This is a genomic window from Streptomyces sp. DS1-CR2 (assembly GCF_055760475.1).
The window spans coordinates 1,682,911-1,698,056 of the sequence record NZ_CM147085.1 but is presented as its reverse complement, the minus strand read 5'-3'; the positions used below and the strand labels follow the sequence as shown (position 1 = coordinate 1,698,056).

The 15,146-nt window shown below is 71.2% G+C and carries 17 protein-coding genes; 8 read left to right on the top strand and 9 right to left on the bottom strand.

Annotated elements, in window-relative coordinates; all coding sequences use genetic code 11:
• Positions 1-70: 70 nt before the first annotated feature.
• The gene (locus ACY0PA_RS08480) at positions 71-595 is read right to left on the bottom strand and encodes a nuclear transport factor 2 family protein (protein WP_473084087.1); all 525 of its coding nucleotides are present in this window, start codon (positions 593-595) and stop codon (positions 71-73) included.
• Between the two features lie 86 nt (positions 596-681).
• Here ACY0PA_RS08480 and ACY0PA_RS08475 point away from each other — a divergent pair, with 86 nt between their 5' ends.
• Positions 682-1,359 carry a maleylpyruvate isomerase N-terminal domain-containing protein gene (locus ACY0PA_RS08475; protein ID WP_473084086.1) on the top strand — a complete coding sequence of 226 codons (678 nt, stop codon included), beginning with the start codon at positions 682-684 and terminating at the stop codon, positions 1,357-1,359.
• A 14-nt stretch (positions 1,360-1,373) separates the two neighbouring features.
• Here the strand turns inward: ACY0PA_RS08475 and ACY0PA_RS08470 are convergent, their stop codons facing one another.
• The 3 genes from ACY0PA_RS08470 to ACY0PA_RS08460 all read right to left on the bottom strand — a co-directional run bounded on the left by ACY0PA_RS08470 (position 1,374) and on the right by ACY0PA_RS08460 (position 3,207).
• Entirely contained in the window at positions 1,374-1,553 is a 180-nt protein-coding gene (locus ACY0PA_RS08470) for a hypothetical protein (RefSeq protein ID WP_473084085.1), read from the bottom strand.
• 114 nt (positions 1,554-1,667) lie between these two features.
• On the bottom strand, positions 1,668-2,543 hold the full coding sequence (locus ACY0PA_RS08465; protein ID WP_473084084.1) for an undecaprenyl-diphosphate phosphatase: 876 nt from the start codon (positions 2,541-2,543) through the stop codon (positions 1,668-1,670).
• 193 nt (positions 2,544-2,736) lie between these two features.
• Positions 2,737-3,207 carry a winged helix-turn-helix transcriptional regulator gene (locus tag ACY0PA_RS08460; RefSeq protein WP_473084083.1) on the bottom strand — a complete coding sequence of 157 codons (471 nt, stop codon included), beginning with the start codon at positions 3,205-3,207 and terminating at the stop codon, positions 2,737-2,739.
• Positions 3,208-3,326: 119 nt separating this feature from the next.
• Here ACY0PA_RS08460 and ACY0PA_RS08455 point away from each other — a divergent pair, with 119 nt between their 5' ends.
• Positions 3,327-4,496 (top strand): thiolase family protein, encoded by a 1,170-nt coding sequence (locus ACY0PA_RS08455; RefSeq protein WP_473084082.1) that lies wholly within the window; start codon positions 3,327-3,329, stop codon positions 4,494-4,496.
• A 34-nt stretch (positions 4,497-4,530) separates the two neighbouring features.
• On the opposite strand, the gene ACY0PA_RS08450 is transcribed toward ACY0PA_RS08455, so the two are convergent.
• A complete protein-coding gene (locus ACY0PA_RS08450) occupies positions 4,531-5,256 on the bottom strand; it encodes a TVP38/TMEM64 family protein (RefSeq protein WP_473084081.1) in 726 nt (241 codons plus the stop codon).
• 50 nt (positions 5,257-5,306) lie between these two features.
• On the opposite strand from ACY0PA_RS08450, the gene ACY0PA_RS08445 reads away from it, so the two are divergent.
• The 3 genes from ACY0PA_RS08445 to ACY0PA_RS08435 all read left to right on the top strand — a co-directional run bounded on the left by ACY0PA_RS08445 (position 5,307) and on the right by ACY0PA_RS08435 (position 8,837).
• A complete protein-coding gene (locus ACY0PA_RS08445; RefSeq protein WP_473084080.1) occupies positions 5,307-6,011 on the top strand; it encodes a DNA alkylation repair protein in 705 nt (234 codons plus the stop codon).
• A 315-nt stretch (positions 6,012-6,326) separates the two neighbouring features.
• Entirely contained in the window at positions 6,327-7,505 is a 1,179-nt protein-coding gene (gene tuf / locus ACY0PA_RS08440) for an elongation factor Tu (protein WP_473084079.1), read from the top strand.
• Between the two features lie 486 nt (positions 7,506-7,991).
• Complete coding sequence (locus ACY0PA_RS08435; RefSeq protein ID WP_473084078.1) at positions 7,992-8,837, top strand: spermidine synthase; 846 nt, start codon at positions 7,992-7,994, stop codon at positions 8,835-8,837.
• On the opposite strand, the gene ACY0PA_RS08430 is transcribed toward ACY0PA_RS08435, so the two are convergent.
• The 3 genes from ACY0PA_RS08430 to ACY0PA_RS08420 form a co-directional block, all read right to left on the bottom strand.
• Positions 8,799-10,103 carry an MFS transporter gene (locus ACY0PA_RS08430; RefSeq protein WP_473084077.1) on the bottom strand — a complete coding sequence of 435 codons (1,305 nt, stop codon included), beginning with the start codon at positions 10,101-10,103 and terminating at the stop codon, positions 8,799-8,801. The genes ACY0PA_RS08435 and ACY0PA_RS08430 overlap by 39 nt on opposite strands.
• A 227-nt stretch (positions 10,104-10,330) precedes the next feature.
• Positions 10,331-11,368, bottom strand: a complete 1,038-nt coding sequence (locus tag ACY0PA_RS08425) for a DUF8017 domain-containing protein (protein ID WP_473084076.1) — start codon at positions 11,366-11,368, stop codon at positions 10,331-10,333.
• A 95-nt stretch (positions 11,369-11,463) separates the two neighbouring features.
• Positions 11,464-12,420: a DUF8017 domain-containing protein gene (locus tag ACY0PA_RS08420; RefSeq protein ID WP_473084075.1), complete on the bottom strand. Its 957-nt coding sequence runs from the start codon at positions 12,418-12,420 to the stop codon at positions 11,464-11,466.
• An 87-nt stretch (positions 12,421-12,507) separates the two neighbouring features.
• Between ACY0PA_RS08420 and ACY0PA_RS08415 the strand changes: the two genes are divergently transcribed.
• A complete protein-coding gene (locus tag ACY0PA_RS08415) occupies positions 12,508-12,945 on the top strand; it encodes a DUF4442 domain-containing protein (RefSeq protein ID WP_473086269.1) in 438 nt (145 codons plus the stop codon).
• A 101-nt stretch (positions 12,946-13,046) separates the two neighbouring features.
• Positions 13,047-13,682 carry a DedA family protein gene (locus ACY0PA_RS08410; protein WP_473084074.1) on the top strand — a complete coding sequence of 212 codons (636 nt, stop codon included), beginning with the start codon at positions 13,047-13,049 and terminating at the stop codon, positions 13,680-13,682.
• A 9-nt stretch (positions 13,683-13,691) separates the two neighbouring features.
• Here the strand turns inward: ACY0PA_RS08410 and ACY0PA_RS08405 are convergent, their stop codons facing one another.
• Positions 13,692-14,225 (bottom strand): gamma carbonic anhydrase family protein, encoded by a 534-nt coding sequence (locus ACY0PA_RS08405; protein WP_473084073.1) that lies wholly within the window; start codon positions 14,223-14,225, stop codon positions 13,692-13,694.
• Between the two features lie 144 nt (positions 14,226-14,369).
• Between ACY0PA_RS08405 and ACY0PA_RS08400 the strand changes: the two genes are divergently transcribed.
• Positions 14,370-15,143, top strand: coding sequence for an acyltransferase (locus ACY0PA_RS08400; RefSeq protein WP_473084072.1), 774 nt, complete (start codon positions 14,370-14,372; stop codon positions 15,141-15,143).
• Positions 15,144-15,146 lie beyond the last annotated feature (3 nt).

The following is a 15,146-nucleotide window of genomic DNA, read 5'->3' as shown; positions in this document are numbered from 1 at the left end:
TGTGCGCGCCGGGGACGATCTTTGACAGTGGGCATCGGGGGGGCATCGGGGGGCATCGGGGGCGGTCGCGTCAGCGCGTGGTGGCCGCCGCGGAGCCCTGGGTGCGGCGCCACTTCTCGTGCACCGTCACCCCGCGCAGCCGCCAGCCGGAGCGCGTCCGCACGAGGGCGAAGGCGTAGCGGCCGCCGCACACAAAGTCGGGCGCGCCGGAGGGAGTGTCGGAGGGAGCGTTCGAGGGCGCATCGGCGGCGGTACCTGCGCCGTCGCCGGCGAACCGCATCGGGTTGATGTAGTCGGCCTGTACTTCGGCCGTGTCGCCGGTGTCGTTGTCGAGGCGCCCGAAGCGCAGGCGCCGGTTGACGATCAGGTGCTGGCGCATCGGGAACAGCTTCATCGTCCGGGTCAGCCACTCGGTGATCTCGGCCGCGCTGCCCTCGATGCCGCCGGCCCGCCGGTAGTCGGCGCGCCCGTCCGGACTGAAGAGTCCGCGGTACGCCGTCCAGTCCCCGTCGTCCACGGACACCGCGTAGTCGGTGATCAGCTCCTCGATGGCGAGTCGGTCCATCACGGTGGCGAGTTCTACGCGCTGTGTCATTGAGTCAGTCTTGGGCACCGGAACCGCAGATCCAAGGGGCGCGACGGGGGAGAGGCCGCGACAGTGATCATTGATACCTTCTCGGCATGTCACCAGAGAGCGCCTCACGGACCGCCGCCGACGACCTCGCGCACTCCGTGCGGCTCGCGCTGGACACCTTCGGCGGGGCGTCGGCCGCCGACTGGAGCGTCAGGGCCGGCTCGCTGGAGTGGGACTGCTGGGAGACGGCCGAGCACCTCGCCGACGACCTGTTCGCGTACGCGGCCCAACTCGGTCCGTCGAAGCCGCCGTTGGACACCGAGGTGCCGTTCGACTGGACGCGCCGCAGGCCGGGCGGACCCGCGAACGTCATCTTCGCGAACCGCGACGCAGGCCCCGCGGGACTGCTCCAGGTGCTCGACGCGAGCGGCGCCCTGCTGGTCGCGATGGTGCGGACGGCCGCGCCCGAGACCCGCGCCCACCATGTGTTCGGCCTCTCGGACCCCGCGGGCTTCGGCGCGATGGGCGTCGTGGAGACCCTCGTCCACACGCAGGACATCGCCGAGGGCCTCGGCCTCGGCTGGGCCCCGCCGGCCGGCCTCTGCGCCAGGGCACTCGCCCGGCTGTTCCCCGACGCGCCGCAGGGCGACGACCCCTGGCGTACGTTGCTGTGGGCGACGGGGCGCGGTGAGCTGCCCGGCGTGGAGCGGCTCACGTCCTGGCGCTGGAACGCCGAAGTCCGTCAGCAGGCAGTCAGACAGGGCCGACAACGCCGACCGTGTTGAGGATTGACGAGCCGTCAGGCCGCGGCCGGTTCGACGACCTCCGTACGGACCGCGATCGCCCACTCGGTCACGAGCCGTGCGTACTGAGCGCGCTGCTCGGTGGAGAGCCGGCCACCCGCGCGCAACCACAACCCGCGGATCTGCTCGTTGACTTCCTCGGCAGACCGCGCGGAACCCGAACACTCAAGCGGCATGCGGTAAGGCTAGGGTGCGTGCCCCCCTCTGGGAACCCTAAGCGACGGAACATATTCGCCAAGTGATCGTAAACGCCGCGCGGGGGATGGCCCGTCCGGCGGAAGCCGGACCGGTCAGCCCGCCGACTCCCCGGCGTGCGGGCTCAGGACGCCCGCCGTCACCAGCGCGATCAGCACGATGCCGAGCAGGATCCGGTAGTAGACGAACGGCATGAAGCTCTTGGTCGAGATGAACTTCATGAACCAGGCGATGACCACGTACCCGACGCCGAAGGCGATGATCGTCGCGAAGACGGTCGGGCCCCAGGAGACGGACCCGTCCGCGCCGGCGTCCTTCAGCTCGAAGACCCCGGAGGCGAGGACCGCGGGGATCGCGAGGAGGAACGAGTAGCGGGCCGCGGCCTCACGGGTGTACCCCATGAGGAGACCGCCGCTGATGGTCGCGCCGGAGCGCGAGACTCCGGGGATCAGGGCCATGGCCTGGCAGAGGCCGTAGATCAGACCGTCCTTGACGCTCAGGTCCTTGAGGCCCTTGCGCTCCCGCACCGCGCGGTGCTTGCCGCCGACCTCGTCGCGCGCGGCGAGACGGTCCGCGATGCCGAGGACGATGCCCATCACGATGAGGGTCGTCGCGGTCAGCCGCAGATCGCGGAACGGGCCCTCGATCTGGTCCTTGAACGCGACACCGAGCACGCCGATCGGAATCGATCCCACGATCACGAGCCAGCCCATCTGCGCGTCGTGGTCGCTGCGCAGCGCCTTGTCCGTGAGGGAGCGGAACCAGGCGGAGATGATCCGCGCGATGTCCTTGCGGAAGTAGATCACCACCGCCGTCTCGGTGCCGAGCTGGGTGATCGCCGTGAACGCGGCTCCCGGGTCGTGCCAGCCCGCGAAGGCCGCGGTCAGCCGCAGATGCGCGCTCGACGAGATGGGCAGGAACTCGGTCAGCCCCTGGACGAGTCCGAGGATGAATGATTCGAACCAAGACATGAAGTTACGCGATCCAAGTGCTGACGTGAGCTGACCGCAGACGCGCAGGCCAGAGGCGGACACGGAGAAAGGAAGGACGGACGGGCGAGGCCGTACTGGTCAAGGGGTACGGAAATGTAAGGGCGCCCGCCGTGGGCAGCGTAGCGCCCTTGTATGAAGAAACGACGACAGGGTCTCTCCCCTCGGGCGGTAGCTACGCCGCGGCCGGCCCCGCCTTGGTCCAGCCCGGGGCCTGGGGATGGGCGCTGAGGTCCTCGTGGTGGACGGAGTCGCCGCATGCGGAGCAGGTCACGACGGGGACCAGTTCATTGCCGCAGGTGTGCTCGATCACCATCGGGCGGTCGCCGTTGTCGCGCAGATGACGGTCGCCCCACGCCATGAGGGTCATGAGGACCGGTTCCAGTTCGAGCCCCGCCGTGGTGGGCCGGTACTCGAAGCGCTGCGGGCGCTCCTGGTAGGCGACCTTCTTGAGGACGCCGGCGTCGACGAGGCGGCGCAGGCGCGTCGCAAGGATGTCGCGCGGCGCTCCGATGTTGCGCACCAGCTGGTCGAAGCGTCCGTTGCCGAGGCACACCTCGCGCAGGATCAGGAGCGAGTACTTCTCGCCGACCACGGCCAGCGTGTCGGCGATCGAGCAGGGGCGCGGGTCCTTGGGAGCTGGCATGCGCATCAGTCTAAGTGAGGGTTTGTTTTTCCAACCTACGAGGCTATGGTGAGTTCAGTTTTCCTACTCACCGGTAATCGGCGCCGGGCGCCGACCCGTCGGTCAAGGAGGCACGCACCATGCGTGACGCAGTCATCGTCGAAGCTGTACGCACCCCCGTCGGCAAGGGCAAGCCGAACGGGACCCTCGCACATGTCCACCCGGTCGAACTCCTCGCCCACACCCTGCGCACCCTCGTCGGGCGCGCCGGGATCGATCCCGCGCAGATCGACGACGTCATCGGCGGCACCGTCGACCAGGTCGCCGAGCAGGCCATGAACACCACCCGGTACGCCGTCCTGTCGGCGGGCTTCCCGGAGTCCGTGCCCGCCACGACCGTCGACCGCCAGTGCGGCTCGTCCCAGCAGGCCGTGCACTTCGCCGCGCAGGGCGTCATCTCCGGCGCCTACGACATGGTCATCGCCGGTGGCGTGGAGTCCATGAGCCGCGTACCGATGTGGTCGAACGTGCCCGAGGGCGCCGACCCGTTCGGTCCCGGCGTCGCCGAGCGCTACCCGGAAGGTCTGGTCCCGCAGGGCGTCAGCGCCGAGCTGATCGCCGCCAAGTGGTCACTGTCCCGCGAGACGATGGACGCCTACGCCGTCGAGTCGCACCGCAAGGCCGCCCAGGCCTGGGCGAGCGGGCTCTTCGACGCCGAGGTCGCGCCCCTCGAAGGCGTCACCCGCGACGAGTCCGTGCGCCCCGGCACCACCGCCGAGATCCTCGCCGGGCTCAAGCCCGCCTACTACGACCCGCACTTCGGCGAGCGCTTCCCGCAGATCGACTGGTCGGTGACCGCGGGCAACGCGAGCCCCGTCAACGACGGCGCCTCCGCCGTCCTCATCACCACGAGCGAGAACGCGGCCCGGCTCGGCCTGCGCCCGCTCGCCCGCCTCCACAGCTTCGCCGTCACCGGCTCGGACCCGCTCCTGATGCTCACCGGCGTCATCCCCGCCACCGAGAAGGTGCTGCGCAGGGCGGGTCTCGAGCTGGGCGACATCGACCTTTTCGAGGTCAACGAGGCGTTCGCGGCCGTCGTCCTCGCCTGGCTCCAGGAGACCGGCGCCGACCCGGCGAAGCTGAACGTGCACGGCGGCGCCATCGCGCTCGGCCACCCGCTCGGCGCGAGCGGCACGCGTCTGATGACCACCCTGGTCCACGCCATGCGCGCCCGCGGCGCACGCTACGCACTCCAGACCATGTGCGAGGCGGGCGGTCTCGCCAACGCGACCGTCCTCGAAGCGCTCTGAGTCTTCGTGGGCGCTCCGAGTTTTCGGAGGTGCGTCAGCCGCGGAGGCGGTCGCGCTTGCACCACGCGACCACCGCACCCGCGAGGCCGGTCAGCGCGATGAAACCCATCGCGATCAGGAACGCGGGCGACGTCGGCGTCGAGGCCCTGGCCCCGGCGACGACGTAGGCCACCGTGTTCGGGACCGAGCCGATCGCCGTGGCGAGAAGGAAAGGCGCCCACCGCATCCGCGAGACCGCGGCGCAGTAGTTGGCCGCCCAGAACGGCACCCCCGGGAACAACCGCGCCGCCAGCATCGACCGGAAGCCGTGCCGGCTGAGCTGCCCGTCGGCCGCCTTCAGCCAGCGGCCGCGAACGAGGGGCCGCAGCGCCTCCTGACCGAGTACTCGGCCGAGCCCGAACGCCAACCCGGCGCCGAGCACCGTCCCGCCGAGCGCCGCGAGAGTGCCGAGCTGCGAACCGAACAGCGCACCCGCCGCGAGGTTGAGGAGCGGCCGCGGTACGAAGGGCACCGTGCACAGGCCGTACGCGACACCGAACAGGACGACCGCGGCGGTGCCGCTCATCTGGGGCGGCCAGCCGTCCGCGAGCAGCCTCTGCGGCTGGAGGAGCAACACCATCGCCCCGCCCGCGGCGAGCAGTGCCACCAGGAGCGACAGCCGAGACCACGGGGACAGCAGAACTCTCGTGCAGCGCAGGGCAAGACCCGCCGGCCGGGCGGCGGCGAGTCCCTCGGGACGTGTCGCGACGGTGTCGGGCATCCGGGGAGACTAACCGACCCATATGTATGTTCGCCGTAGGGTTGTGTCGCATGACCGTCACAGTCCCGCGCAGCGCGCTGGCCGACACTCTGCTGGAGCGGCTGACCTCCGTGTACCCGACGGCAGCCGACCCCGAGCGGGCCGGGCAGATGCGCGCGTACATGAAGGACGTGGCCCCCTTCCTCGGTCTCACCACCCCCGTCCGCCGCGCACTCTCGCGCACCGTCCTGGCCGGGACCCCGCGCCCGAACGAGGCCGACTGCACCGCGCTCGCGCTGCGCAGCTGGGAGCTGCCCGAGCGCGAGTACGCGTACTTCGCGGTCGACTACCTGCGCCGGCACGCGGGCCGCTGTTCGTCCGGCTTCCTGCCCGTCGCCCGGCGCCTGGTGTCAACGGTCCCGTGGTGGGACACCGTCGACCTGCTCGCCGCGCACGTCGTCGGCGCGCTCGTCGCGGCCGACCCGCGCCTTGAGAAGGACATGGACGCGTGGATCGAGGACGACAATCTGTGGATCGCCCGCACCGCGCTCCTGCACCAGCTCCGCCGCAAGGAGACGACCGACACGGAGCGCCTCTTCGGCTACTGCCTGCGCCAGGCCCCGCACCCCGACTTCTTCATCCGCAAGGCCATCGGCTGGTGCCTGCGTGAGTACGCGAAGACCGACCCCGATGCCGTACGTTCCTTCGTCGCCGCCCATCGGGACCGGCTCGCGCCTCTGTCGGTGCGCGAGGCCCTGAAGAACATCGGCTCCTGAACTCCCTTACGCCCCAGGGGAGACAGGGCCGGGCGGCCCGCCGGAAAACCATTCGACCTGCGCCGTTCCGTAGGCAATGATCGGCGTCATGTTCCGGTACGCCTTCTCCGCAGCCACGTCCGCAGTCGCGGACGCTGCGAAGGCTGCCGTCTTCCTGGCCGCCGCAGCAGACGGCGCCCGAAGCTGACCCTCTCCGGACATTCCGGCGGACCCCGCAGGGGGAGGGTCGGTAGGACTCAGGGGTCCCCGCCTCATCAAGGAGGCCATCACACCCTGTTCCGTTGAGGAACACGTTCCGGGAGGAACCACCCAGTCATGCCCAAGACGGCATACGTGCGCACCAAGCCGCACCTCAACATCGGCACCATGGGCCACGTCGACCACGGCAAGACGACCCTCACCGCCGCCATCACCAAGGTCCTCGCCGAGCGCGGCGCCGGCACGTTCGTGCCCTTCGACCGCATCGACCGCGCCCCGGAGGAGGCCGCCCGCGGTATCACCATCAACATCGCGCACGTCGAGTACGAGACCGACACCCGCCACTACGCGCACGTCGACATGCCCGGCCACGCCGACTACGTCAAGAACATGGTCACCGGGGCCGCGCAGCTCGACGGGGCGATCCTCGTCGTCTCCGCGCTCGACGGGATCATGCCGCAGACCGCCGAGCACGTCCTGCTCGCCCGCCAGGTCGGCGTCGACCACATCGTCGTCGCGCTGAACAAGGCGGACGCGGGGGACGAGGAGCTCACCGACCTCGTCGAGCTGGAGGTCCGCGAGCTGCTCTCCGCGCACGGGTACGGCGGCGACTCGGTCCCCGTGGTGCGGGTCTCGGGGCTCAAGGCCCTTGAGGGCGACCCCCGTTGGACCGGGGCGATCGACGCGCTGCTCGACGCCGTGGACACGTATGTGCCCATGCCCGAGCGGTACGTGGACGCGCCCTTCCTGTTGCCGGTGGAGAACGTGCTCACCATCACCGGGCGCGGCACGGTCGTCACCGGGGCCGTCGAGCGCGGCAGGGTGCGCGTCGGCGACCGCGTCGAGATCCTCGGCGCGGACACCGACGCGGCGGCGACCGTGGTCACCGGCCTGGAGACCTTCGGCAAGCCCATGGAGGAGGCGCAGGCCGGGGACAACGTGGCGCTGCTGCTGCGCGGCGTGCCCCGCGACGCGCTCCGCCGCGGTGACGTCGTCGCGGCCCCCGCCAGCGTCAGCCCGAGCCGCCGCTTCACGGCGCAGGTGTACGTCCTCTCGGCGGCCGAGGGCGGCCGGACGACACCGGTCGCCACCGGCTACCGCCCGCAGTTCTACCTGCGGACCGCGGACGTCGTCGGCGACGTCGACCTCGGCGAGACCGCCGTCGCCCGGCCCGGGGACACCGTCACGATGACGGTCGAGCTCGGCCGCGACATGCCCTTGGAGGCGGGCCTCGGCTTCGCGATCCGCGAGGGCGGGCGCACCGTCGGCGCGGGCACCGTCAGCTCCGTCGGCTGAACCGCACCGCCCGCCTCCCGCACCCCGCGGGAGGCGGGCGGTCGCACGTCGGCCACACTGGACGCCGGCGCCGGCAAGCGTCCCACCCCGAACCGCACCACCAGAAAAGCAATGGGCCACAACAGCCTCGACCCGACCCACCGTGCCCCGTCGGCCCGGGCAGGCCGGGAACAGGCGACGGCGCAGGCGGCGGGCGTGGCGGAGGTGTGGGGCTGAGCAGCCCCCTGACGACGAGTGCCGTGCGGTCTCCGGCCCCCCGCAGCCCGCACACCCGGCGAATGCCGCCCGGCCCCCCCGCAGCCCGCACACCCGGCGAATGCCGCCCGGCCCCCCCGCAGCCCGCACACCCGGCGAATGCCGCCCGGCACCCGGCACGCCCGTCGCCGGCCGAACGCCGCCCGGTAAGCCCGCCACCCCGCGGCCCCCGTCCACCCCGTGAACCCCGCCCGGCCCTCGCCACCCCCACCGCCCGGCACAATGGACGGTGTGGATGAGCCGATACCCGTGACCAGGACCGTCGATCACGGCACCGCCAAGCTGATGCCCGACGTGGACCGGCGTCGGGCCTGGCTGCTCACGGTCGACGGGGCGCCGCAGTCGTACGTGGATCTGGACGCGCCGGAACACCTCGAATTCGAGTACGCGCGCCGGCTCGGCCATGTCCTCGACTGTGCGGACGAGCCCGGAAAGCCCCTCGACGTGCTGCACCTCGGCGGTGGCGCGCTGACCCTGCCCCGATACGCGGCGGCGACGCGGCCCGGCTCACGTCAGGACGTGGTCGAGGCGGACCGCGGGCTGCTCGCCCTGGTCGCCGGGCATCTGCCCGTCCCCGACGGCGCCGGGATCACCGTCCACGGGGCCGACGCCCGCACCTGGCTGGAGTCGGCCGAGGCCGACAGCGCCGACGTACTCGTGGCGGACGTCTTCGGCGGCTCCCGCGTCCCGGCCCACCTGACCACCGTGGCGTACGCAGAGGCCGCCGAGCGGGTCCTGCGCCCCACGGGCGTCTATGCGGCGAACCTCGCGGACGGCACGCCCTTCGCCTTCCTCCGCTCCCAACTCGCCACGTTCTCAGCAGTGTTCGAGCATCTCGCGCTGATCGCGGAGCCCGCCGTGCTGCGCGGCAGGCGCTTCGGGAACACCGTCCTCGTGGCCTCCCACGAGGAACTCGACATCGCGGCGCTCGCCCGGCGTGCCGCGGCCGACGCGTTCCCGGCCCGCGTCGAGCACGGCGCTCAGCTGCGCCGCTTCACCGGCAGCGCGAAGCCCGTACGCGACGAGGATGCGGTGCCGTCACCCGAGCCGCCCGGCGGCTCCTTCGGCATCGGCTGACACCGGCTCCGGCGCGGGCTGCCTGTCGGCGTCGGAGCGGCGCGTCAGCTGCCGTACCTCCGGCACGAACAGGACCGCGCCTGTCGCCACGACCACGAGCGCCGCACAGCCCCACAGCGCCGGGGACAGACCGAAGGCGGCCTCCGCCGGGCCCGCGAGCGCCGTGGCGACCGGCACCATCGCCACGGAGCCGAACCAGTCGTACGCGGAGACCCGGGACAGCTTGTCCTCCGGGATCTCCTGGTGCAGCGCCGTCATCCAGGAGACGCTGAACACCTCGATCGTCACACCGCTCACGAACATCACGCAGACCAGCACGGCGAGCGGCACAGGCACCGCGAGCGCCGCCGAGGGCAGCGCCAGCGGGAACACGCACAGGGTCCCGGCGAGCAGCAGCCGCCGCGGCTTCCACCGCATCATCAGGAACGCCCCGGCGACGGTTCCGACGCCGAACGCGCCGAGGGCGAGTCCCCAGGGGCCCGGTCCGCCGAGGGAGTCGCGCGCGACGAGCGGGCCGAAGACCGCCTCGGCGGCGCCGACCACCGCGACCACGACGGAGAACTGCGCGACGACGCTCCACAGCCACGGCCGCCCGATGAACTCCTGCCAGCCGTCGCGCATATCGGCGAGGAGACCCCCGCCGGGCTCGCGCGGCGCGATATGGCTGACGTCGAGGAACGAGCGCAGCGCCCCCGCGACGGCGAACGCCACCGCGTCCACGGCGAGTACCCAGCCGGGCCCGATGGCCGCGACCATCGCGCCGCCGAGCGCCGCGCCGCCGACGGCCGCGCCCGACATCGCCATCCGGAAGAGGGCGAAGGCGCGGCTCGCCTGCTCCCGGTCGACCGACGACATCAGCATGCCTTCGGCGGCGGGGTTGAAGAACGCCTGCCCGGTGCCGCCCAGCGCGCTGAGCAGCATCATCTGCCACAGCTCGGGCGTCCCGGTCAGGACGATCAGCGCGAAGGCGCCCTGGGAGAGGAAGTTGAGCGCGTTGGCCGCGACCATCACGTGGTGTCGCGGCAGCCGGTCGGCGACGGCTCCGCCGACGAGCAGGAACAGGACGAGCGTCAGGGTGCGTGACGCGGCGACGAGGCCGACGTCCCCGCCGTCGCCCCCCGTCTCGAGCACCGCGAACGCGGACGCGATCAGTGCGCCGTTGCTGCCCAGCGTCGTCACGAACGCCGCCACCGCCAGCAGGCTGTAGTTGCGACCCGCCCACGCGGGCCGGCGGGGTCTGAGCGGGGAGGCGCCGGGAGAGTTCACTGAGGGACTATCGCCGCAGCGGGTCCGACTTGCCAAACGAGATTCTTCCGCCCTCGCCGAACCTGATTCTTACTGGCGTGTCACTTATCGGCAGTTGCAAGGTGTCCGAGGACGCGATCTCCGGCAGGTGGGTTCCACCGCAACTACCTGCGCTGATCGAATCACGCCGCTGACAGCGTCCGGCCTGCCCTTCACCGGGCAGGCCGGACGCCCTGCTTTTGTGCGGCTCAGTCCACGCTCGGGTCGCCCTGGAGGCGGACGGTGCTGAGGATCTTCTGCACCGTGGCCTCCGGGACCTCGTCCTTCACGCCCTTGGCGCCGTAGAACGTCCAGGAGACGAAGTCGCCCTGGGAGTTCTTGAAGGCGAACACGGTGGCCTTGCCGTCCGTGTCGCACTTGCCCTTCTTCGGCACACCGGACGACGTGGTCGTCGCCACGCTTCCCTTGACTCCGGAGTCGGTCGTGAAGTCCTTCGGCTTACCGATCTTCAGGAGCTTCTTCGAGGAGTCCTTCTGGTCGGTGTAGCCGCCGAACACCCACCACGCCGAGTCGTTGCGCGCGACGTCCTGGGTGTTCTTGGCGCCGTTCTGCCCCTTGGTGCCTGTCGCGGCGAGGGCGCTGTCGTCCTCGGTGCCGTCCTTGTCGTCGTCGGAGGTGCACCACTTCTCCTTGAGGAACGCGGGTGCAGACATCGTGATGAGGGGCTTGGCGCCCTCGTCCTTCGCGTCGTCGAAGCCGGTGATCAGGCCGTCCGACTTCACGACCCAGTCGGCCGGTACGTCGAACGCGGTCCCGTACTTGGGGTTCACGACGACCTGCCAGCCTTCAATGGTGGCCTTCGGCGCGTTCGACGGGTCGCGCGGGTTGACGTCGTCACTCGCGTCGGGGCTCGGGTCCTTGGAGGCCGACTTCGTGGGGGACTTGGACGGCTCGGGGTCCGCCTTGTCCTCCTTGTCACCACCGAGGACGAGGAACCCGGTCACACCGGCGGCGACGACGACGGCCGCGGCCGCGACGATCGCGGTGATCTTCGTCTTGTTGCCGCCACCGTTGCCGCTCGGCGGCTGGGGAGCGCCGAGCGGGACGGTGGGAGCGCCCCACTGTCCGGGAGGCTGCTGTCCCGGCTGCTGCTGGTACGGATTGGGCTGCTGCTGGTAGCCCGGCTGCTGATAGGGGTTGGGCTGCTGCTGGTACCCCGGCTGCTGGTACGGATTCTGGTCCTGCGGGTTCTGCTCGCCCCCGGGCGGCTGCTGTCCTGGCCACATGGCGCACAACAATAGAGGTCCCGTCAGGCGCCGGCACCGTCGCCCTGTACCGGACGTGCAACGGTTCGCCGGCGGCCTCGTCACCGCGCCGCGTGTCAGGAGTCGCTGACGTCCACGAGCCGCACCGTGCTGACGATCTTCCTGACCGTCGCGTCGGGCACCTCGCGCTTGACGGCCGTGGGCCCGAAGAACGACCAGGACGCGAAGTCGCCGTCGGCGTCCTTGAAGGCGAACACGGCGGCCTTGCCGTCGGAGGAGCACTTGCCGTGCTTCTTCTGCTTGACGCCCGTCGAAGAGGCGGTCACCAGGCTGCCGGTGAGGCCGGACGCGGTGGTGTACGACTCCGCCGGCTTGGTGGTGATGCTCTTCTTGTCGGGCTGCGAGTACGCGCCGTAGACCCACATCGTGGCGTCCTTGGTGGCGGCGTCCTCGGTGCTCTTGGCGCCGTTGTTGCCCCGCGACCCGGTCGCGCCGAGGGAGGACTCCTCCTCGTTGCCGTCCTTGTCGTCGTCGGACACGCACCACTTCTCGTTGAGGAACGCCGGGTTGCTCATGGCGATGAGCGGCTTTTCCTGCGGGTCGCCTTCCTTGGAGACCCAGTTGACCCAGCCGTTCGACTTCACCAGCCAGGTGGAGGGAACGTCGAACGCCATGCCGTGGTCGGTGTTCACCACGGTTTTCCAGCCGTCCACGGTGGGCTCGACACCGCCGCCCGCACGCGGGTTGCCGGTCGCGCTCGGCGCGGCTGCCGACGAGTTCGTGGGACCGGGTCCGGCGTTGTCGTCCTTCTTGTCCTTGTCGCCGCCGAGGACGAGGACCCCGGTGACCACGGACGCGACGACGACCGCGGCGGCGGCCACGACGGCGATGAGAGCCGTCCGCCGGTGCTTCGGGAGTTCGGGCGACGGCTGGGCTGAACCGGCGGGAATCGTGGGCGCGTTCCAGACCTGCTGCCCGGACGGCAGGGGATGCGGGTTCGGCTGCTGGTACGGATTCGGTTGGCGGCCCTGCGGGTTCTGCTCGCCCCCGGGACCCTGCTCTCCTGGCCACATGGCGAGCAACGATAGAGCCACCGCAGGACCGAGGATGGCCAAGGTCGCTACTCGCGGGTAACATCACGCCGCATGAGCGCAGAACAGATGTCGATCGGCGAGATGCTCGCCGCCACCGTGCCGATGGCCCGGACCCTGAACATCGAATTCCTCGAGACCACCCCGGAGAAGGCCGTCGTGGCCCTGCCGGACCAGGGCGAGTTCCACAACCACGTCGGCGGACCGCACGCCGGAGCGATGTTCACGCTCGGCGAGTCCGCGAGCGGTGCGATCGTCCTCGCCGCCTTCGGGGACCAGCTGTCGCGGGCGGTGCCGCTCGCCGTGCGTGCCGACATTGCGTACAAGAAGCTCGCCATGGGCCCCGTCGCGGCGACGGCCACGCTCGGCCGCCCGGCCGTCGACGTCGTCGCCGAGCTCGACGCGGGGGAGCGGCCCGAGTTCCCGGTGACGGTCGCGATCCAGCGCGCCGACGGTGCGGTGACCGGGGAAATGACTGTCGTCTGGACGCTGCGCCCCAACAGCTGAGCCGGACATCTCCGTTTCCCTCGACCGGGTAGGCTGCCTGGCGTGCGCACCCGGGGGAGCGCGCGCCAGGCACACGCCCACCAACACGGGAGGAATCGGCGTTGCACGTCCAGGAGTGGCTCGACACGGTACCGGCGGTCGCCATCTATGCCCTGGTGGCCGGGGTCATCGGCCTCGAGAGCCTGGGCATCCCGCTGCCGGGAGAGATCGTCCTGGTCTCGGCGGCGCTGCTGTCCTCCCAGCACGGTGACGTCAACCCGGTCATCCTGGGCGCCTGCGCCAGCGCGGGAGCCGTCATCGGCGACTCCATCGGATACGCCATCGGCCGCAAGGGCGGACGCCCCCTGCTGGCCTGGCTGGGCAACAAGTTCCCGCGCCACTTCGGCGAGGCCCATGTCGCGACCGCCGAGCGCTCCTTCGAGAAGTGGGGCATGTGGGCGGTCTTCTTCGGTCGCTTCGTCGCCCTGCTGCGCATCTTCGCGGGCCCGCTCGCGGGTGTGCTGCACATGCCGTACTGGAAGTTCCTCATCGCGAACTTCCTCGGCGGTGTCATCTGGGCCGGCGGCACGACCGCCGTCATCTACTACATCGGCGTGGTCGCCGAGGACTGGCTCAAGCGGTTCTCGTACTACGGGCTCGGCGCGGCCGTGCTGATCGGCGTGGCCTCCATGCTGATCGTCAGGCGCAAGGCCAAGAAGGCGGCGGCCGAGGCGGAACCGGTCCCGGCCGCCGACTGACCAGGCCGGTCAGCTGTCCTCGTGCGCCGCGCGGTGGGCCTTCGCCAGCTCCACGTAGAGCGTGCCGTTCAGGGTGATGCCCGCCCGCTCCTCTTCGGTCAGCGGGCGCTTCACCTTGGCGGGGACGCCGGCGACGAGTGAGCCCGGCGGGACCTGCATGCCCTGCGGGACGAGGGCCTGGGCGGCGACCAGGGAGCCGGCGCCGATCACCGCGCCGTTGAGGACCGTGGCGCCCATGCCGACGAGGCAGTCGTCCTCGACGGTGCAGCCGTGCAGGACCGCGTTGTGCCCGACGGAGACCCGCTCGCCGACCGTCACCGGGAATCCGGGGTCGACATGCACCGTGCAGTTGTCTTGGATGTTGCTGTCGGCGCCGAGCACGATCGGGCCGCAGTCCGCGCGCAGCACCGCGCCGTACCAGACACTCGCCCCGGCGTGCAGGGTGACCTCGCCGATCACGACCGAGGTCGGCGCGGCGAACGCCTCCTGGTCGAGGTCCGGGTCCTTGCCGCCGATCCCGGTGATGAGTGCCTGCTGGCCCATCGCTCTGTCTCCTCTTCGGTCTTCCGCACAGCCTGTGTCGCGCCAGAGCGAACCGTACGGGACGGCCCCGAACGGGTGCCGCGTGGGGCGAAGATCACAGGCCAGGGCTCTGCGCGGTGGCGAACGGCTGAGTAACGTGAGGCTGTGCCGAAGAACTGGAACGCGTTCTCATCCCGCGACTTCACCGGACGCCTGGCCCATCGCGTGGTGCAGGCAGGCTGGCGCCTGGCGCAGCGCGCGGGCGCGGTGACCGCGGCGCATCCCGGCCGCTACCGATTCGGGTCCCTCGGCCACGGCACCAAGCTGGCCTTCCCGCAGGGCACGGTCTTCGGCGAGCCCTGGATCCACCTCGGCGCGCACTGCATCATCGCTGAACAGGTCACTCTCACCGCGGGGCTGATGCCCGACCTCGACCTCGGTTCCGAGCCGATCCTGCGCCTGGGCGACGGCGTCGTCCTCGGCCGCGGCAGCCATGTCATCGCCGACACGACGGTGACGATCGGCAGCGACTGCTACTTCGGGCCGTACGTCTACGTGACCTCGACCAACCACTCGTACGACGACCCGCACCAGCCCATCGGCAAGCAGTGGCCGCGCATGGAGCCGGTGGAGATCGGGCCCGGCTGCTGGATCGGCACCGGCGCGGTGATCCTGCCCGGCGCGCGGATCGGCCGGAACGTCGTGGTCGCCGCCGGTGCCGTCGTGCGCGGCGAGGTGCCGGACCACGCTGTGGTGGCCGGCGCGCCCGCCCGGGTCGTACGGAGCTGGGACGAGGAGAACGGGTGGCAGCCGCCGCTGCGCACACCCGCCCCCGCCCCGATCCCCGAAGGCGTCACCCCCGAACAACTCCTCGCGCTCGCCGACCTGGAAGAGCTAGAAGAGGGCGTACAACAGCCGGGCGCGAGCGCCCAGGGCTGATCG